Origin of the sequence: Stenotrophomonas sp. MMGLT7 (assembly GCF_021168555.1) — a bacterium.
Classification (GTDB): domain Bacteria; phylum Pseudomonadota; class Gammaproteobacteria; order Xanthomonadales; family Xanthomonadaceae; genus MMGLT7.
On record NZ_JAJOZS010000013.1, the window covers coordinates 74343 to 93338 of the forward strand.

Consider the following 18996-nt stretch of genomic DNA (forward strand, 5'->3'; position numbering starts at 1 on the left):
CCTCCCTGTTCCAGGCCCATTACCCATGAACCCGACTTTCTCCTCCTCTCCCCGCCGCAAGGCGCTGACGCTGGCCCTGGCCGCCCTGCTGGCCCCGGCCGCCGCCCAGGCCGCAGCCGAGCAGGCCGACACCCCGCCCGGCGACAGCCGCCACACCTCCACCGCACACGACCGCCACGCCAAGGACCTGGATGCGGTGATCGTCACCGCCAGCCCGCTGCGCGACAGCGCCACCGAACTGAGCCGCCCGGTCGAGGTGCTCAGCGGCGAGCGCCTGGACGAGGCGCGCGCGGCCAGCCTGGGCGAGACCATCTCCGGCCTGCCCGGCGTGCAGAGTTCCAACTTCGGCCCCGGCGTCGGCCGCCCGATCATCCGCGGCATGGACGGCCCGCGCGTGGCCGTGCTCAACGACGGGCTGTCCAGCCAGGACGTGTCCACGGTGAGCCAGGACCACTCGCCGGCGGTGGAATCCTTCCTCGCCGACCAGATCGAGGTGCTCAAGGGCCCGTCCACCCTGCTGTACGGCTCCGGTGCCATCGGCGGCGTGGTCAACGTGGTCGACGGGCGCATCGCCGAGACGCCGGTGGACGGCTTCAGCGGCCGCGCCGAGGTGCGCTTCGACGGCGGCGACCGCGACGGCAACACCGACATGTTCCGCGTCGATGCCGGCAACGGCAGCGGCCTGTCGATGCACGCCGACGGCGTGTACCGCAACCAGAAGGACTACGACACCCCGCTCGGCCGCCAGGACAACTCGTTCGTCGACACCAAGTCCGGCTCGGTCGGCACCTCGCTGTCGGGCGACTGGGGCTTCGTCGGCGTGTCGGCCTCGCGCTTCCGCGACGACTACGGCAACCCCGGCGAGCCGGGCGACCTGGCCGAGGGCGAGCGCGGCGTGTGGCTGCGCATGAAGCAGGACCGCTACGAGCTCAAGGGCGGCCTCAACGACCCGTGGGGCGAAGGCAGCGGCCTGCGCTACAGCATCGGCCACACCCAGTACGACCATACCGAGTTCGAGGGCGACGAGGTCGGCACCATGTTCAGCAAGCGCGCCAACGAGGGCCGCGTCGAGGCCGCCTTCGCCGCCGACAGCGGCTGGAAGACCGCCATCGGCCTGCAGGGCAGCGACTCGACCTTCGAGGCGATCGGCGAGGAAGCGTTCGTGCCCAAGACCGACAACAAGTCGCTCGGCCTGTTCGCGGTGGCGCGCAACAGCTGGGGGCCGTTCCAGGCCGATCTCGGCGCGCGCATCGACCAGGTCAAGTACGAGACCGACAGCGGCCTGTCGCGCGACTTCCACCCGGGCAGCGCCTCGCTGAGCGGCGCCTGGCGGCTGAACCCGAACTGGCGCCTGACCCTCAACCTGGACCACGCCGAGCGCGCCCCGGCCGAGGAGGAACTGTTCGCCGACGGCCCGCACATCGCCACCCTGGCCTACGAGATCGGCAACCCCGACCTGAAGAAGGAGGCCGCCAACCAGGCCGAACTGGGCCTGCAGTACCAGAACGAATGGATGGACGCCAAGGTCGCGGCCTACTACAACCGCTACAACGACTTCATCTACCTGGCCGATACCGGCGGCAGCTGGTACTTCGACGAGGAGGACGAGGAACTGCCGATCCGCCAGTGGAACCAGGGCGACGCCAAGTTCCACGGTTTCGAGGGCGAGGCCACCTTCCACCTGGCCAACAACGACACCGGTACCTGGGACCTGCGCGTGTTCGGCGACACCGTGCGCGCGCGCCTGGTCGACGGCGGCAACCTGCCGCGCATCGCGCCCTCGCGCGTGGGCACCCAGCTGCGCTGGGAGAACGCCGTCTGGCGCGCCTCGCTCGGCGCCACCCGCGTCAACAAGCAGGACAAGGTGGCCGAGGGCGAGACCCCGACCGACGGCTACACCCTGGTCGATGCCCACCTCGCCTACCACGTCGATGCCGGCCGCAGCGCGTGGGAAGTGTTCCTGGACGGCAACAACCTCACCGACCAGGAGGCCCGCGTGCACACCTCGTTCCTCAAGGACGACGTGATGCTGCCGGGCCGCAACGCCTCCTTCGGCGTGCGCCTGTTCTTCTGACCACACCGCGGGGCGACCATCACGGTCGCCCCCTCCCCCTACACATAGACTCATTCTGTTCAACGCGACGAACGCGGATTGATAACTTCGTGCCGACACGTTATACATGCCCATGCGCTTGAAGGCGCATTCAATGGCGTTCAGCGCGACCAAGAGGCAATTTCATACGAAAAGGAGTTTTCTATGAAGTCGCACATACTTTTTGCTATCGCCATTTCAGTGTTCGGCTTGAGCGTGACGTCGAGTCCGGTGTCGGCGCAAGAGCAATTATCTGAGCAGGCCAATGAAGATGTAGCTGTACAGATAGCAAGCGCCTACATCGCGCAGCAGAAGCTCATCCGCAAGACCGCCCCGATACATTCTGCAGAACAGTTGGCAGGATTTCTTGCCAAAACGAAGGATACCGCTTCGCCTATCGACTTACTGTCTCCTGTCGCGAAAGCACGTTTTGTGGATTCACTGCGCTTCAACGAGACTGGCGTTACATCCTTCTATTACGCTGACATCGAGTCGGAGCTTAATAGCAGCCAAGCCTACGAACTGCTGTCCACGTTCGGCCTACAAAGCACTCTGGCTTTCATGCCCAAGCTTCGGGTCGATAATGCGAAGGACAGGGAAATCATGACCGCGTTCAGCGATGAAGTTCCTTTGCTGATGGCCGATCACGAGAACTACTGGTGCTCAAGCCGTGCGACGTGCTCGCGCGACATTGGTTCAATCTGCATGAGCGGCTGTTGATGAGGCCTACTGCAATTTTCGGTGTCGCCATCCTCTGGCTGGCGACACTTTCGGCTTTGAACCCACTGGCGGCTTCATCCGCGCTGGAAGATGACTCGATATACGAACAACTAGTTGCACTGAATAGCCAGCTACGCGACGTGAGCGGGCAGCAACGATCGGCGGCAGTTGTACAGCGATACCGGGAACTCATGTCAAAAGTCTCGGCATGCGTCCGCCCGATCGATGACGTGGCGCGCGCCGATGACCTGTTCCGCGCAACCGCATTCGCCGAACTTTATTCGCTGTCGGAATCAGACGTGGACACTTTGGGCTGCCTGTACCAAGAGCTGTCGCGCAATGGCAAGACAAGTCGCTGGCACGTACTTACATACGCCGGCGCGCTCGTCACGGTCGCACGCTATGCGGACGCCAATCGACTATCTAAGCATGTACCGGACGGACGGATGCCGCTGTTGCCCGAGTTAACGGCCGCCCCAAGTCTAAGTAAAGGCTGGCGGTTCATCTCGCTTGAGAACGAGGCCCATGCCGATGTACGGAACTGGACTCCGCTTCCAGATCAACTGCAGATCATCGCCGTCGTTCATCCGGCGTGCGCCTTCTCGGTGCGCGCCTTAGCCGACATCGAATCGCGGGAAGATCTGCGCCAGATGCGCGACCACCTGCTGCTTGTCGTCCCGCCGGATGCCTCGTTACCGAACAAAGCACTGCTGACCTGGAACGGCACGCATCCGGATATGCCGATGCATGTGATGTATACCCGGGACGACTGGCAGGCCCTGCCCAGCCTGGACACGCCAACGTTCTACCTAATGAGCGGCACACAGCTCGTACAGACATTCGAGGGCTGGCCCAATGCCGATGGCGTAATACGCATGCAGGCGGCGTTCTCTCAGTAACGCCGATGCCCGGCAACAGGGATTCATACCGCCGCCGACTGGGGACAAACGAAACCGAAAAACTGTCCTTATCCTGCCATCGCGCACTCCGCGCACAGCCCGTGCACTTCCAGCGTCTGCGCCTGCGGCTGGAAGCCCAGCGCCTTGGCGCGTTTTTCCAGCTGCGTGACCACCTCGCGGTCCTCCAGCTCCACCGCGCTGTGGCAGCGGTCGCAGATCAGGAACGGCACCGAGTGCTGGGCGCTGGAGGGATGGTGGCAGGCGACGAAGGCATTGACCGAGGACAGCTTGTGCACGAAGCCGTTGGCCATCAGGAAGTCCAGCGCGCGGTAGACGGTGGGCGGCGCGTCGGCGCCCACGCCCTTGCCCTGGCGCACCCATTCCAGCAGGTCGTAGGCCTTGACCGGCTTGCCGGCCTCGGCGATCAGACGCAGCACGTTGGCGCGGATCGGCGTGAGCCGCAGGCCGCGTTCGCGGCAGGCACGCTCGACCGCCTGGACGAAGCCGGCGGCATCGTCGACATGGTGGTGCGGATCGGTACAGGCGTGCGTGCTGGACATGGGGCCTCCCGGCTCAGGCGATCGCTTCGATCTTGATAAGCGCCGCGTCGATGCGTTTCAAGGCCTGCTCGCGCCCGGCCAGGTACACGGTGTGGCCGATGTCGGGGCTGACCTGGGTGCCGGTGATGGCCACGCGCAGCGGCTGGGCGACCTTGCCCATGCCCAGCTCCAGCGCGGCGGCGACCTCGTGCAGCGCGGCGGAGACGGCCTCGGCGTTCCATTCCGGCAAGGCCGCCAGCAGCTCGCGGGCCTTGCCCAGCGGCGCCGCAGCGGCCGGCTTGAGGTGCTTGGCCACCGCGGCCTCGTCGTAGTGTTCCAGCGGCCGGTACCAGACCTGCGCCTTCTCGGCCATTTCCTTCAGCGTCTGCACGCGCTCGCGCAGCGCGACCACCACGTCCTGCGGCGCCGGGCCGGCGTCCGGGTCGATGCCGAGCTTGCGCAGCTGGTATCCCAGCTGCGGCGCGATCGCCGCCGGTTCGTCGGTCTTCAGGTAGTGCTGGTTGACCCAGCCGAGCTTGGCCATGTCCAGCCGCGAGGCCTTGGAATTGACGTCGTGCACGTCGAACAGCGCCACCAGTTCCTCGCGCGAGAAGATCTCCTGGTCGCCGTGCGACCAGCCCAGCCGCGCCAGGTAGTTGATCAGCGCGTCGGGCAGGTAGCCGGCGTCCTTGTACTGCATCACGTCGGCCGCGCCGGTGCGCTTGGACAGCTTGGCGCCGGCCTCGTCCAGGATCATCGGCATGTGCGCGAACTTCGGCACCGGTGCGCCGAGGGCCTCGTAGATGTTGATCTGGCGCGGGGTGTTGTTGATGTGGTCGTCGCCGCGGATGACCTCGGTGATGTCCATGTCCCAGTCGTCCACCACCACCGCGAAGTTGTAGGTGGGATAGCCGTCCGGGCGGAAGATCACCATGTCGTCGAGCTCGCTGTTGGCGATCTCGATGCGGCCCTTGATCATGTCGTCGAAGGCCACCGTGCCGTCCAGCGGGTTCTTGAAGCGGATCACCCGGTTCGGATCGTCGCGGTACGGCAGCTTCAGTTCGCGCGCGGCGCCGTTGTAGCGCGGCTTCTCCTGCCGGGCCATCGCCGCCTCGCGCATGGCATCCAGCTCTTCCCTGCTCTCGTAGGCGTAGTAGGCCTTGCCCGCGGCCAGCAACTGCTCGGCCACCTCGCGGTAGCGGTCGATGCGCGCGGTCTGGTAGAACGGGCCCTCGTCGTAGTCCAGGCCCAGCCAGTCCATCGCCTCCAGGATGGCGTCGATCGCCGCCTGGGTGCTGCGCTCGCGGTCGGTGTCCTCGATGCGCAGCACGAACTTGCCACCGTGGTGGCGCGCCTGCAGCCAGCAGTACAGCGCGGTGCGCGCGCCGCCGATGTGCAGGTAGCCGGTGGGACTGGGGGCAAAGCGGGTACGGCAGGTCATGGAGCGCTCGAAAGGACGGAAACCGGACGATTTTACCGGAGCCGCCCGCTCCCTGCCGCCCCGGCCGCGCTCAGGAACCGAGCAGGCCGAGCAGCGAGCGCCGCTGCTGGGCGTCGAGCCGGCGATAGCGCGCCAGCAGCAGCGCCTCGTCCTCGGAAACCGTCGCCACCAGGCCCTTGCCTCCGCTCACCGGCAAATGAGCACAGGCGGAATGGTCGTCGATCAGATAATCAAGGCTGATTCCCTGATCGGCAAATACGCGCTTGATCGAAAGCAATTGCCTGAAACTGGGTTCGGCCAGGCCATTTTCCCATTTGCTTATCGTCGCCTTGCCCACACCCAGATCGAAACCAAGTCGCTCCTGTGACCAACGCCGAGCAGTGCGTAGCTTTCGCAGACGTTCACCGAATTTAGTCATCAGGACGGCATCACGACCGATGCATTTCCCACGGAGCCCCAGTCCGGGCCTTGCCGGTCAGTCTGGCGTGCGCAACCACGTGCTGTCGTCTCCTTTTCTTATACTTTTGTTTCTGTTTTGGAAACTAAATCAAGGTTTCCAAACATCTTCACTGCTAGCGTCTTTGACTGGAAAACCACGTCGGATCGGCTCATGGAACACCCCTCCACACTCATGCCGTCGCCCGACCCGGTCGCGCCCGCCCCGCGTCTGAGTGCTTTGCTGTGGCAACCCATCTTCGATCGGCACGGCCAGTTGCATGGCCATGAACACCTGGCACGGCTATCCGGTCGGGACAGCACCGAGTCCGCCTTCGCCGCAGCCTCCGCCCAGCAACTTTGGGAAATCTCCTGTGAAGTGCTGGAGAAGGCCTGCCACGCATGCCTGCTGCGCGGCTGCGCACAGGCGCCGGGCCTGCGCGAGTTCGTCAACATGGAAAAGACCACGCTGGCCGATCCGCGCATTCTGGCGCCGCTGCTGCGGACCCAGGAACTGCTGGCGCTGCAGGACTGCAGGCTGGTCGTGGAGATCACCGAACGGCCGCTGCGCGACCCGCGCCAGCGGCTTCGCTACATCGAGAACCTCTATCGACTCAAGCGCCAGGGCATCGTGCTGGCGCTGGACGACTGCGTGCTGCCGCTGCCGCGCGAGCCGGTCGAACTGGCCGAGGAACTGTGCGACTACGTCAAGGTCGACCTCAGCCAGCTCGGCCTGTCCTCGCTTTCAGAGCACGCCGGCCGCGCCCTGCTGGAAGCGCTGGCCGAGCCGATGCAGCGCTGCATCGACCGCTACCGGGTGGAGATGATCGCCGAGGTGATCGAGGACCAGTGGCAGTACGAGACCATGCTGGCGCTGCCGTTCTCCTACTTCCAGGGCTACCACCTGCAGCGCCCGCACCAGGTATGGCCGGCGCTCCTGCCGCAGTGAGCGCCGCTCGCCGCTCGCCACTCGCCGCATCCGTCGGCGACCGTGCCGCGACGGCACGTGCCGCCGGCGCCTCGGGTGTCGCGGCGGGCCGAGGCCTGCGCCCTGTTCGCTGGCCCGATGCAATGACATGGGGCGGGCCCCGGCCCGCCATCCGGCCATCCGCCGGCCCGCCCCATGCGGATCAGTTGCCCTCCAGCAGCGGCTTGCGCGGCAGCTTCTGGTCGCGCATCGCCGCCTGGTAGACGAACGTGGCGACGATGGCCGCGGCCTGGCGCAGGTCATCCGGCTCGGCGTGGTCGTAGGTGTCCAGGTGGCTGTGGTGGACGTTGGTGGAGTAGTCCAGCCGGTCCTGCACGAACTGGAAGCCCGGCAGGCCGACGCGGTCGAAGCTGATGTGGTCGGTGCTGCCGGTGTTGCGGCTGACCACGTCGGTGGCGCCGACGTCGGCGAACGGCGCCAGCCAGGCCCTGAAGATCGGCACCACCGCCATGTTCTCCTGGGCATAGATGCCGCGGATGCGGCCGGAGCCGTTGTCCAGGTTGAAGTAGGCGGAGAAGCGGTCGTAGTCGCGCTTGCGCTGCAGCGCCCCGGTCGGCGTGCGCAGCGCGGCCGGCAGCTTGAGCTCGGCCGGATCGGTGGGCGCGGGATAGGCGGCGAAATGCTCGGCCACGTATGCCTGCGAACCGACCAGACCCTGTTCCTCGCCGCTCCACAGGGCCACGCGCACGGTCCGCTTCGGCTTGGCGCCGACCGCCTTGAGGATGCGCATGGCCTCCATCATCACCGCCACGCCGGCGGCGTTGTCGGATGCGCCGGTGCCGGTGTGCCAGGAATCCATGTGCGCGCCCAGCATGACGATCTCGTCGGCCTTGCCGCTGCCACGGATCTCGGCCACGGTGTTGTAGCCGGGCTGGTCGGCCTGGTCGGTGAAGCGGGCATCGACATTGACCCGCAGCCGCACCGTCTCGTTCCTCTCCAGCGCCCGCACCAGCGGGTTGTAGTGCTCGGAGATCATCACCAGCTCGGGCACGCCGACCGGCTCGCCGGCCTTGCGCGAGCCGCCGCCGGTGACGCGGATGATGCCGTTGTCCCAGCCGCTGATGCCGATGGCCGCCAGCACGCCCTCGTCGGCGAAGAAGCGGCGCGTCGCCTCGCCCAGCTCCTGCCGCTCGACGAACTCGCGCGTGCGCTTGAGCCGGTCGGCCGCGGTGGCGGGCCTGGGCAGTTCGAAATGGTGCAGGTCGGCCAGGGTGGCCTCGGTATGGCGCCGCGAATCCGGCTCGGTGGCGCGCTTGTATTCGCGCGCCTCGTCCAGCAGCACGATCTTCCCGCGCAGCTGGCCCTTGTACTTGTCCAGGTCGGCCTTGGTCTTGATGGCGACCTGCACCAGCTCCCCCTCGACCGGCCCGTTGGTGCCCGGCGTCCATGCCTTGGGCAGTGCGTGCAGCGGCAGCACGCGCGGCCCCAGCATCTCCACGCTGGCCGAGTCGAACTCCCAGCCGCGGCCGAAGCCGTCGAACGCCTCGTCGCGCACGTTGACCAGCCCCCACTGCTCGAACTTGCCGCGCGTCCAGGCATTGGCGCGCGCCATCGCCGGCGAGTTGCTCAGGCGCGGGCCGATCTCCTCGGTGAGGTAGCCGAAGGTGTCCATCACCTGCGAGCGGTGGAATGCCTCCTGGCGGATGCGGCTGACCATGTCCAGGTCCACCGGCTCGATCACTTCGGCCTGGGCCAGTGCGGCCACGCCAAGGCACAGGGCCGCCATGCATTGCTTGATCACGTTTCGTGTCCCCCGGGAGCGATGTGGACTGCCGAGTCTAGCCGGCCAGGCGCGGCCACCGACCGGGCCATCGGTCATGGGAGCATCGCATGCATGCCGGTTTCGCCGCCCTTGGCATGCTTCGGTGGCCGCCGATACCCGTCACGACCGGCCGCGAGGCAGCCGCCCAGGACAGCCTGTCCATTCGCACAGCAACAGCGCCGGCCGCGGCCATACGCACAGCCGCAGCCGTTGCATGAGTTCGACCGTTTCGAAGCCGGTTTCGCCCGTCGGCAACATCCGCCAGCGGGCATAGCGCCAGCGTGGCGCCCGCCCTGCTCCCGCCGCTTCGCAGGCGTGGTCCAGGAACGGCAGCCCGCGCTGCGCCAGCTGCGCGGCCGTGGAAGCATCGAGCCGGAGCCACAACTGGCCGTTGCCGCCGGCCAGCGGCAACGCCGACAGCACGGTCGCGGCCTGCACGGGGGCGTCGGTTTCCAGCACCGCCAGCCCGCAGGTACGCAACGCCGGCGGCAACAATGCCCGAGCCCGATGGTGCAGCAGCCGGCGCAGGCGCGGCAGGCGTCCACCTGCCGCGCCAGCATCAGCGCAGGCCGTTGCCCAGTTCATACCAGTCCAGCTTGCGGGTGACCCACATGATCGTGGCGAGGATGCCGAACAGCAGCAGCGAGCCCATCAGCAGCGCGTTGTCCTCCGACACCAGCAGGCTGTACAGCACGCCATACAGTGCGGTGAGCATCGTGGCGAAGCCGCCCGCCCTCCCCCAGCTGCGCAGCACGCCGGACAGATAGAAGAACTGCAACCCGATGCAGGCCGCCGCCGACGCCACGTACGCCTGCCAGAACGCGATGTGCTCGGACAGGCTGAGCAGCAGCAGGAAGAAGATCGCCAGCGCAAGCCCGACCAGCAGGTATTGCAGCGGATGGATCGGCAGCCGCTTGATCAGCTCGAACAGCGCGAAGCCGACGAAGGTCAGCACAACGAACAGGATGCCGTACTTGCTGGCGCGATCGGCCTGGGTATAGACGTCCACCGGATCGACCAGGTCCACGCGCAGCGTATCCAGATCGTTGCCGCGCGTGCCGCGCAGCTGGCCCTGTGCGCCGGTGGCCAGCGCCGGCAGCGACCAGTGGGCGCTGAAGCCGTTGCTATCGACGCTGCGCTCGTTGGGCAGGAAGCGCCCGCCGAACAACGGATGCGGCCACGCCGAATGCAGCGCGACGTCGTTGTCGTCGCCGATCGGCACCACCGACAGCGCGCGGGTGCCGTCGAGCACGAACTGCATCTCCACCCGGCCCAGCCTGCCCAGCGAGCCTTGCCGGGGGTCGGCCAGCGCCGGCAACTGCGCGCTGATGCCCGGCGACAGCCGCGCCAGCGCGTGCGTCCCGGCCTGCAGCGGCAGCGCCTTGCCATCGGCGCGCAGGCTGGGCGTGCCGACCAGCCCGCGCACATCGGAGATTCCCACGGCCAGGTAGGGCCGGCCATAGGTCCGGCCCGGCACGGCCGGATAAGGCAGTTCATCGAACTCGGCCCTGACCCGCGCATGCCAGCTGTAGACCTGCACCCGGAACAACCCGATCCGCCGCTGCGACGGCTTCAGTTCGCCGCCGATGCTCAGCCGCGAAGGTGTCTGCTGCAGCCAGCCGCTGCGCTGCCGGCGTTCGCGCCGGGGCCGGCCGCCCTCGCCGGCGACCTCGACCTCGGCATCCTCGCTCCAGGGGATGTAGCGCACCGGTGCGATGAAGCGCTGCTCGCCGGCCTTGCCCTCGGACACGCGCTGCACCGCCTGGTCGCGGTAGCGCTCGCGGTCGTGCACGGTGCCGCGGATCATCGCCAGCGGGATCAACAGCAACAGCACCAGCCCGCCGATGGTGGCGAACCGCAACAGCAGTTTCAGGGATGTCATCGGACGTCCTCGTCATGGGGAGGACGCCAGGGTGGGACCGGCCGGTGTGGGAAGTTTGTGGCGAATTTGAAGCGAGCGTGAAGTCGCTCCCGCCGCCGCGGCCTGGAGCAGCCGCGGGCCTCATGCCAGTGGCAGCGACAACACCGCCAGCGCCCCGCCGCCCTCGCGATTGGCCAAGCTCGCCTCGCCACCATGCAGCCGCGCCACCTCGCGCACGAACGGCAGCCCCAGTCCCGAACTGCGCTGCCCGCTGCCCGGCCGCGCCAGCGAATAGAACCGCTCGAACACCCGTTCCTGCGCGTAATCCGGGATCCCGGTACCCCGATCGGCCACCTCCAGGCCCACGCGTCCGTCCGCGCTCGCCGCCCGCAGCAGCACGACCGCAGCGGCCGGCGAGAACGCGATCGCGTTCTCCAGCAGGTTGCACAGCGCCTGCCGCAGCAGGAACGGATCGCCCCGCACCGCCTGCCCGGCAGTCACCGCGTCCGCTTCGACCCGCAGCACGATGCCCGCGCCCTCCGCGCGCGCCGACATCGCCGCGGCCGCATCGCGCAGCAGCACGTCCACCGGGATGCGTTCGCGCTTCTGCAGCCAGCCGTGCTGCTCCACCTCGGCCAGCGCCAGCAGCTTGTCGATGGTCTCGGTCAGCCGCTGCTGCTGGCTGCGGATGCTGGCCAGGAAGCGCTGCCGGTCGGCCTCCGGCAACGGCTCGGACAGCAATTCGGCAGCACCACGGATCGCCGCCAGCGGACTCTTCATCTCGTGGGTCAGCGACTGCACGTACTGCTCCACGTAGGCCTTGCCCTCAAGCTTGCGCCGCATCGTCTCCAGCGCCTGACCCAGGTCGCCGATCTCGTCGCGCCGCGGCGGCGGCGGCGGCACCGGCTCGCCACTGCTGACCGCCTGCGCATAACGGTTGAGCCGGCCGATGCCACGCATCAGCCACCAGGTCATGAGGATGCCGATCAGGGCGGAAATACCGATCAGCCAGCCGCCGCGCCGCAGGATGCTGCGCTGACTGGCGGCGATGAACGGCTCGATGCTTCGGTTGGGCTGGGCCAGGGTCAGCACGCCGATCAGGGTGCGGCCGTCGTCCGGGGCGAAGATGGGTGCCGCCACGTGCATCACACTGTAGCTGGCGTCGTCGGGCGACTCCGGGCTGGAGCGTGCCCCGTATTCGCCGCGCAGGGTGCGGTAGACGTCGTTCCAGCGCGAGTTGTCGCGCCCCAGATCGCGTCCCTGCGAGTCGTAGACCACCACGCCGCGGGCATCGGTGACGGTGATGCGGTAGTCGACACTGTGCTTGGGGAAGCGCCAGACCCGGGCATTGGGGTCGCGCCGCTCGGCCTTGTCCAGGTTGTGCGCGAACGCGCCGCTGTCGATGCGCCCGGCCGCCAGGTCGGCCGCGGCCATCTCCGCCAGCACGTTGGCCGCATCCACCAGCGTGGACTCCATCGCCTGGCGCACGCCCGGCTTGACCTCCTCGACGAACACCCGCATCACGAAGAACGCCGCGATGCCGACGATCAGGAAGAACCCCAGGAACAGCTTCAGCCCCAGGCGCATCTCATTCTTCCAGCGCGTAGCCGAGACCGCGGTGGGTACGGATGGCGTCGGGCCTGGCGCCGGCCTCGCGCAGCTTGGCTCGCAGCGTCTTGACGTGCGTATCCACCGTGCGGTCGGCACTGTCGGCATCGCTGTCCCAGCCGCGGTCCATCAGCTGCGCGCGGCTGAGGATCGCACCTGGGCGCTGCAGCAGCGCGGCCAGCACCGCGTACTCGTAGCGAGTGAGCGCCAGTGGCACGTCGCGGTAGCGGATGCGGCGGCCCTCGCGGTCGATGGCGAAAGCGCCGTGCCGCGTCCAGCCATCCTCCGCCGCCGACGCCCCGGCACGACGCAGACGCGCCCGTATCCGTGCCACCAGCTCGCGCGGGGAGAATGGCTTGGCCATGTAATCGTCCGCCCCCAGCTCCAGCCCGAGCACGCAGTCGATCTCGTCATTGCGCGCGGTAAGGAAGATCACCGGCACCTGGCTGAAGCCGCGCAGTTCGCGGCAGACCTCGAAACCGCTGATGTCCGGCAAGCCCACGTCCAGCACCACCACGTCGCAGCCAGCCTCGCGCAACCGTTGCAGTGCCTGCCGACCCAGCAGGCAATGCTCGGCGGCATAGCCCTCGCTGCGCAGGGCGTAGAGCACGGTGTCGGCAATGGCGGTTTCGTCCTCGACGACGAGGATGCGGGCAGCAGCGGTCATGCCCCGCAGCATAGCCTCACGCCCGCTCACCGCACACCGGAGCGGGCCGGTAGCCAGGCATGTCAGGCGCTCAGCTCGTCCCGGGACACGTTCTCGGGGGTGACCACGCGGAAACGGATCGGCCGCGGCGGCGGCACGCGCTCCAGTTCGCCGCAGGCGCGCAGCAGATGGTTCAGCCCCTCCAGCGCCTGCGCTTCCGGGTCCTGGTCGATCACCGCCGCCACGTAGCCCTTGGCCATCAGCTCGGCGTTGCCGAAGGTCGCCTCGTGGGTGACCCACACCGGGGCGTCCGCCGGCGCCAGGTGGCGCAGCGCCTGGTAGATGCCGTCGTTGCCCACCCCGGTGTTGTAGATCGCCACGATGTCGGAGTGCTGCTCCAGCGCCGCCTGCATCTGCGCCTGCGCCAGGGCGTCGTCGTCATGGTGCGCGGAGGGCGCGTACGCCTGCAGCGCGGGAAAACGCTCGCCCAGGGTCTTGCGGAATCCGGCCACGCGCTCGGAGTGGTCGCGGAACTCCATCGACATCACCGGCAGCCACACCTTGCCCGGGCGCCGCACGAAGCGGCCGATCAGGTAGGCGGCGGTACGGCCGGCCATCGCGTTGTCGATGCCGACGTACGGATGCGGGCCGATCTCGCCGACATCGCCGGTGATGGTCACCACCGGCGTGCCCTCGGCCTGCACGCGGCGCAGGCAGGCGCGGATGCGCTCCACGTCGCGCACCATGGCCAGCAGGCCGGCGCGCCGGTACGGCGGCCGCAGCAGGAAGTTGCGCAGCGCGACCTCCTCGCCCTCGCGCCAGAACGTGCGGTGGATCGAGACGTGCGGCCCGATCGCCTGCGCGTAGGCCTGGATCGCGCGGTCCAGGCGCTGGAAGTGCGGCATGCCGGTGCCGGGCAGCACCACGTCGAAATGCAGCACGCCGTGGTGCAGGCCCGGCAGCACGCGCCGGACGTCGAGGCCGCGCGCGGCCTCGATCACCCGCCGCCGCAACGCATCGGAGACGCTGCCGCGTTCGTTGAGCACGCGATCGACGGTGCTGGCGCTGACGCCCGCTGCGGCGGCGATCTCGGGGATGCGCGGCGAACGGCGGGATCTGGTGGGAGGCGAAGGAGACATGCTGGTGACGGACGCAACGATCAAGCCGCGGAAGCAGGCGCCATGCTAGCGCGCCGGGCGCGGCGCAACCGCTTCAGAACACGACGCTGCTTTTCACTCCCAGCACCACCGCGTCGCGGCGGCTGGCTTCGCCGCCCGGGTCGGCGATGTACTGGATGCTGGGACGCAGGGAGACGGACGGCAGCGGCTGCCACTGGTAAAAGGCCTCGACCACCTTCTCGGCACCGCCCGCCGGCACCTGGCGGTCGTCGGGATGGAACTGGTTCCACAGCCGCGCGCGGTCGCTGTAGCGATCGCTGACCGAGGTGATGCCGGCCATCACCCCGGCGCTGTCGGCCACGTGCCAGGGCAGGCCCTGGTAGAACACGCCAGCGACCGCCTGGGCGTCGTAGCGAGCGGTGCGGCTGTCGGCCCGGGTCAGGTTGACGAAGCCATGCAGGCCGGTGCCGTCGGCGCCGCCGGTCAGCTGCTGCTTGAGCGACAGGTAGGCGCCGCGGCTGCGGTCGCGGTGCAGCGCCTGGCCACCGGCACTGCCCAGCGACAGCCCGTCGCTGTTGAGATACAGATCGTCGCCGCCCGCGCTGGAGACCCACGCGCCCAGGCGGTAGTGGCCGGCCAGCCAGGCCAGGCGCGGGGTCCAGCCGAACTCCACCGGCACCAGCGCGCCGTCGGTACCGGGGTTGGTGATCTTCCAGCCGTTGTCGCGGGCCCAGTCGTCGTCGACGTAGCGGGCGCCGACCTGGTAGACGCCGGCCTTCAGGTAGGTGTCGGCCGACAGGACCACCTGCGCGCGCAGGCCCCAGCTGCCGATCGGCCAGTTGTACCAGTAGCGGCCTTCCATGTTGCCGGGCGTGGATCCGCACGCGGTGGTGTTGAGGAAGTGGCACTCGTCGTAGCCGAAGTCCGAGCCCACCGGCATCTTGCCCGCACGCAGCGACACGCGGCCATCGGCGAAGTCCTGCTCGAGGTAGAAGTCGGTCAGCCACCAGGTCTGGCCGCGGCCGTAGATCTCGTGCGCGTTCATCGCCACCCCGATGCCGGCCTCGTCGGCGACGTTCTTGCCGTAGCGCTTGTCGACGGTGACCTGGAAGCGGGCGCCATGCCAGTTCCACAACCTGTCCAGGTCCAGGGTGGTGCCGAGCACGAACTGGCCGGCGCTGCGCGTCAACGAGCGCTCGCCGCCGGTGCTGTTGTGCGCGGTCTCGTTGGTCCAGGCCAGCTGGAAATCGACGCCGGACTCGTGCAGGCGCGTGCGCGCGCCGTCCCAGTCGCCCAGCAGCCAGGCGGAGGCGCCGGCGTCGGCCGCCTGCGCGGCCGGCGGCAGGATGCCGGCACCCAGCAGGACGCCGGCCAGCGGAAGGATTCGGATGTTCATGCAAGCGTTTCTGTCGTAGGGGTCGGCGGCGGGCCGACCGTGCGAGAAGAAGGCCCTGGCGGATTGCCGGACCGCCTCGACCGCCGGCAGGCCCACGCGGCCGATGCGCGTGATGTCCGCGGGACGTGGCCGCGATCCGCGGATTCCCGGGTAGTCCATGAGGAACCGGAAAAAAGGAGCTGCCGTTGCCGGCAGCCCCTTCGTGGCGAGGCGGGAACCGGGTTCCCGCCGCCTGCCTGCCTCAGGGCAACGCGTAGGCGATCACGTAGTCGCCACGGTTCTTGTTGGTGCCGGTGCGCGTGGAGCCGCCATCGACCACCACCACGTACTGCTTGCCGTCCTTGCCCATGTAGCTCATCGGCGCGCCCTGGCCGCCGACCGGCAGCCGGTCGCGCCACAGCTCCTTGCCGGTGTCGTTGTCGAAGGCGCGGATGTAGAAGTCCAGCGTGCCGAAGAAGAACGTCAGTCCGCTCCTGGTCACCAGAGGGCCGCCCATGGTCGGCATGCCGAGCGGAATCCGCACGCCCGGCACGATGCCGTGCACCGGCGCGTCCTGGATGCTGCCCATCGGCACCTGCCACTTGGTCTGGCCGTTGGTCAGGTCGATCGCGGTCAGGGTGCCGAACGGCGGCTTGAAGCACGGCACGCCCAGCGGCGAGACGAACATCGAGCGTTCCACGCCCCACGGGGTGCCGGTCTGGGTGGAATACTCGCCTTCGGTGGACGGCTTCAACCCGGTGCGCTCGGCCTCCTCCTGCTTGATGAAACGGCCCCACTGCGCCATGCGGATGTCGTTGACGATCAGCGTGCCGGTGGACGCGTCCAGCGCGCCGCCGCCCCAGTTCATGCCGCCGTAGTAGCCCGGGTAGATCAGCGTGCGCTGCTTGTCCGACAGCGGGGTCCACTCGCCCTGCCAGCGCATCTGCTTGAACTGGATGCGGCAGTAGAGCTGGTCGAAGATCGACGCACCCCACATGTCCGATTCCTTGAACGGGGTGGTGCCCACCGAGATCGCCGAGTAGGGCTGGGTATCGGCCACCTGCATGCCCGGCATCACGTCGGTCGCGACCTTGCGCTGTTCCACCGGGAACACCGGCTTGCCGTCGCGGCGGTCGAGCACGAACACCTGGCCGCGCTTGGTCAGCTGGATCACCACCGGGACGGTCGAGCCATCCTTCTGCGGCAGGTCGTACAGGATCGGCTGCGAGGTGGTGTCGTAGTCGAACTGGTCGATGTTGGCGGTGCGGAAGTGCCAGCGCTCCTTGCCGGTCTTCATCTCCACCGCGACGATGGCGTCGTTGTACTCGTTGGAGTACGGGTGGCGGTTGCCGGTCCAGAAGTCCGGCGTCTGGTTGCCGGTCGGGAAGTAGGCCAGGCCCAGCTTGGGGTCGTAGGCGGCGGTGCCCCAGAAGTTCGGGGTTTCCGGCGCGTAGTGCTGGCCCGGGGGCAGCGGGGTGCTGTCGCTGGCGCCGCGGGCGGCGTCCCAGGCCCACAGCACCTTGCCGGTCGCCACGTCGAAGCCGCGCACCACGCCGGAGGGCTCGCCCACCGACAGGTTGTCGTTGAGCTTGCCGCCGACCAGGACCACCCCGTCCGCCACCAGCGGCGCGGAAGTCACGTAGTAGGACCCCTCCTCCGGGCTGTCCGTCAGGCCATCGAGCAGGTTGACGAAGCCGTGGTCGCCGAAGTCCTCGCACGGCTTGCCGGTCTCGGCATCCAGCACGAACAGGCGGCCGTCGTTGGTGGTGCTGACGATGCGCTTGCGGCAGACCGCCGGCGCGGCGGCAGCGGCCAGCGGCTGCGCGTCGCCGGCCGGGGCCTGCGCGGCCAGGTCGGCATAGCCGACGCCGCGGCAGCGCTTCCAGGCCTTGTTGCTCTCGGTCTCGCGCAGCTTCGGGTCGAAGCGCCAGCGCTCCTGGCCGCTGGTCGGATCCAGCGCGATCACCTGGTTGCGCGGCGTGCACAGGTACAGCGTGTCACCGACCTTCAGCGGGGTGACCTGGTACTCGCCGCCCTCGATCGCCAGCTCGCCGGTACGGTAGGTCCAGGCGACCTTCAGGTCCTTCACGTTGGACTTGTTGATCTGCTCGAACTGCGCGAAGCGGTCGCCGTGGGTATTGCGGCCCCAGGCGCTCCAGTCGTCGCCGCCGTCCTGGCCGGCGTCGGGCTTGATCACCGGCGACGGTGCGCCGCTGGCCACCACGGTCGGGTGCGGGCGGAACATGCCGGCGAAGAAGGCCACGATCGCCACCGCCAGGATCGCCGACAGCAGCGCGGCCGGCTTGCAGCCCAGCGCCGGTGCGTCGCCACGACGCCGCAGCAACGGCGCCGCCGCGGCCGCGACCAGCGCCACCACCAGGAAGGCGATCAGGCGCGGCACCAGCTGCCAGAAGTCGCCACCGACCTCCCACAGCGCCCACGCCACCGCCACCACCAGCAGCGCCAGTGCGATCCACAGCGCGCTGGCGCGGCGGCGGAACAGCTGCACGCCGACCGCGGCCATCGCCACGCCTGCAATCAGATAGAACAGCGAGCCGCCGAGCGCGGCCAGCCAGACACCGCCCGCGGCCAGGGCCACGCCGAGCACGGCGAACAGCACCCCGGCCGCACGGGCCAATCCCAGGAACATCTTCTGCATACACACCTCATGTGGCACCCGCAGCCCGTCGCGGCCCGCCTTGCAGCGGACCGCCGGGATACGTGTCATCTCGTGGCGCGCCGCCCGCTTGGGTGGGGCGCGTTCGGGTGCGCGGAACCGTGCATCCGTGCAGAAATACCGGAGACCGACGGGACCGGATGCGACATTTTGTCGCAGAGTTTCAGCGCGGCGGGATCATAGCGGCGCCGTCGGCCGGTGAAAGTCGTCTTGACGTAATTACGTCAATATCACAGCCACCCGCGGCCGGCCGCAGCGAATCCGCGGCAGGGCCGCCAGCCGGCACCAATTCGTATGCCCGTGCCGAACCACCGCCACCGCCTTGCACGGCGGCCTGTTCAGGCACGCGTCGCGTGGAGCCGGCCAGCTCGTCCCGCCGCCGCCGCGCAACGCGGCGGCATGAGGCAAGTGCAGGTCAGCGCAGGAAACGGACCTCGTCCACTTCCACTTCGGCCGAGCGGAAGCCCTTGTCGAACTCTCCCACCAGTTCGACCTGCGCCTTGTCGTCGAACGCCCGGCCCTGCGGCAGGCGGTGCGCATCGATCTCGACGCGGACGCGGCCGGTGGCGTCGGCGAAGGTATAGCGGTCGCCACCGTCGTGCGACACGATGCGCCCGCGCAGCACCACCTGCTGCTCGTCCTTGCCCGTGTCCAGCAGCTGCTTGACCGTCACTACCTGCACGCTGCTCGGTCCGGTGTACTGGGCCAAGGCCGCTCCCGGCAGTGCCGCCATGGCGGCGAAGGTGGTCAGCGCAAGCGTGGAAAGAAGGGTCTTTTTCATGGGAGATGCTCCTTGTGATGAGTCATGGCCGATCGCCATGCACGCCATTGCACC

16 protein-coding genes are annotated in these 18996 nt (G+C 68.5%); 4 read left to right on the forward strand and 12 right to left on the reverse strand.

Going from position 1 to position 18996, the window contains the following annotated elements; all coding sequences use genetic code 11:
• Positions 1–25 precede the first annotated feature (25 nt).
• The 3 genes from LRX76_RS14895 (at position 26) to LRX76_RS14905 (ending at position 3711) form a co-directional block, all read left to right on the forward strand.
• Positions 26–2074: a TonB-dependent receptor gene (locus LRX76_RS14895; RefSeq protein ID WP_231806415.1), complete on the forward strand. Its 2049-nt coding sequence runs from the start codon at positions 26–28 to the stop codon at positions 2072–2074.
• Positions 2075–2257: 183 nt separating this feature from the next.
• Positions 2258–2812 (forward strand): hypothetical protein, encoded by a 555-nt coding sequence (locus tag LRX76_RS14900; protein ID WP_231806416.1) that lies wholly within the window; start codon positions 2258–2260, stop codon positions 2810–2812.
• A complete protein-coding gene (locus LRX76_RS14905) occupies positions 2752–3711 on the forward strand; it encodes a hypothetical protein (protein WP_231806417.1) in 960 nt (319 codons plus the stop codon). The genes LRX76_RS14900 and LRX76_RS14905 overlap by 61 nt, the downstream gene beginning before the upstream one ends.
• Before the next feature lie 68 nt (positions 3712–3779).
• Here the strand turns inward: LRX76_RS14905 and LRX76_RS14910 are convergent, their stop codons facing one another.
• The 3 genes from LRX76_RS14910 to LRX76_RS14920 all read right to left on the reverse strand — a co-directional run bounded on the left by LRX76_RS14910 (position 3780) and on the right by LRX76_RS14920 (position 6109).
• Positions 3780–4271, reverse strand: a complete 492-nt coding sequence (locus tag LRX76_RS14910; protein ID WP_231806418.1) for a Fur family transcriptional regulator — start codon at positions 4269–4271, stop codon at positions 3780–3782.
• 13 nt (positions 4272–4284) lie between these two features.
• Entirely contained in the window at positions 4285–5691 is a 1407-nt protein-coding gene (gene gltX / locus LRX76_RS14915) for a glutamate--tRNA ligase (protein WP_231806419.1), read from the reverse strand.
• Between the two features lie 70 nt (positions 5692–5761).
• The gene (locus tag LRX76_RS14920) at positions 5762–6109 is read right to left on the reverse strand and encodes a helix-turn-helix transcriptional regulator (RefSeq protein WP_231806420.1); all 348 of its coding nucleotides are present in this window, start codon (positions 6107–6109) and stop codon (positions 5762–5764) included.
• Between the two features lie 213 nt (positions 6110–6322).
• Here LRX76_RS14920 and LRX76_RS14925 point away from each other — a divergent pair, with 213 nt between their 5' ends.
• Positions 6323–7075, forward strand: coding sequence for an EAL domain-containing protein (locus LRX76_RS14925; protein WP_231806450.1), 753 nt, complete (start codon positions 6323–6325; stop codon positions 7073–7075).
• A gap of 181 nt (positions 7076–7256) precedes the next feature.
• On the opposite strand, the gene LRX76_RS14930 is transcribed toward LRX76_RS14925, so the two are convergent.
• The 9 genes from LRX76_RS14930 to LRX76_RS14970 form a co-directional block, all read right to left on the reverse strand.
• Positions 7257–8840: a M20/M25/M40 family metallo-hydrolase gene (locus LRX76_RS14930; RefSeq protein ID WP_231806451.1), complete on the reverse strand. Its 1584-nt coding sequence runs from the start codon at positions 8838–8840 to the stop codon at positions 7257–7259.
• 156 nt (positions 8841–8996) lie between these two features.
• A complete protein-coding gene (locus LRX76_RS14935; RefSeq protein WP_231806421.1) occupies positions 8997–9461 on the reverse strand; it encodes a hypothetical protein in 465 nt (154 codons plus the stop codon).
• Positions 9436–10758, reverse strand: a complete 1323-nt coding sequence (gene creD / locus LRX76_RS14940; protein ID WP_231806422.1) for a cell envelope integrity protein CreD — start codon at positions 10756–10758, stop codon at positions 9436–9438. The genes LRX76_RS14935 and creD overlap by 26 nt, the downstream gene beginning before the upstream one ends.
• 120 nt (positions 10759–10878) lie before the next feature.
• On the reverse strand, positions 10879–12324 hold the full coding sequence (gene creC, locus LRX76_RS14945; RefSeq protein ID WP_231806423.1) for a two-component system sensor histidine kinase CreC: 1446 nt from the start codon (positions 12322–12324) through the stop codon (positions 10879–10881).
• Position 12325: 1 nt separating this feature from the next.
• On the reverse strand, positions 12326–13024 hold the full coding sequence (gene creB / locus LRX76_RS14950; RefSeq protein WP_231806424.1) for a two-component system response regulator CreB: 699 nt from the start codon (positions 13022–13024) through the stop codon (positions 12326–12328).
• Between the two features lie 50 nt (positions 13025–13074).
• Complete coding sequence (locus LRX76_RS14955; protein ID WP_231806425.1) at positions 13075–14130, reverse strand: LacI family DNA-binding transcriptional regulator; 1056 nt, start codon at positions 14128–14130, stop codon at positions 13075–13077.
• 73 nt (positions 14131–14203) lie between these two features.
• Positions 14204–15505 carry a carbohydrate porin gene (locus LRX76_RS14960; RefSeq protein ID WP_231806426.1) on the reverse strand — a complete coding sequence of 434 codons (1302 nt, stop codon included), beginning with the start codon at positions 15503–15505 and terminating at the stop codon, positions 14204–14206.
• 241 nt (positions 15506–15746) lie between these two features.
• Complete coding sequence (locus LRX76_RS14965) at positions 15747–18143, reverse strand: membrane-bound PQQ-dependent dehydrogenase, glucose/quinate/shikimate family (protein WP_231806427.1); 2397 nt, start codon at positions 18141–18143, stop codon at positions 15747–15749.
• 433 nt (positions 18144–18576) lie between these two features.
• Complete coding sequence (locus LRX76_RS14970) at positions 18577–18942, reverse strand: NirD/YgiW/YdeI family stress tolerance protein (RefSeq protein WP_231806428.1); 366 nt, start codon at positions 18940–18942, stop codon at positions 18577–18579.
• Positions 18943–18996 lie beyond the last annotated feature (54 nt).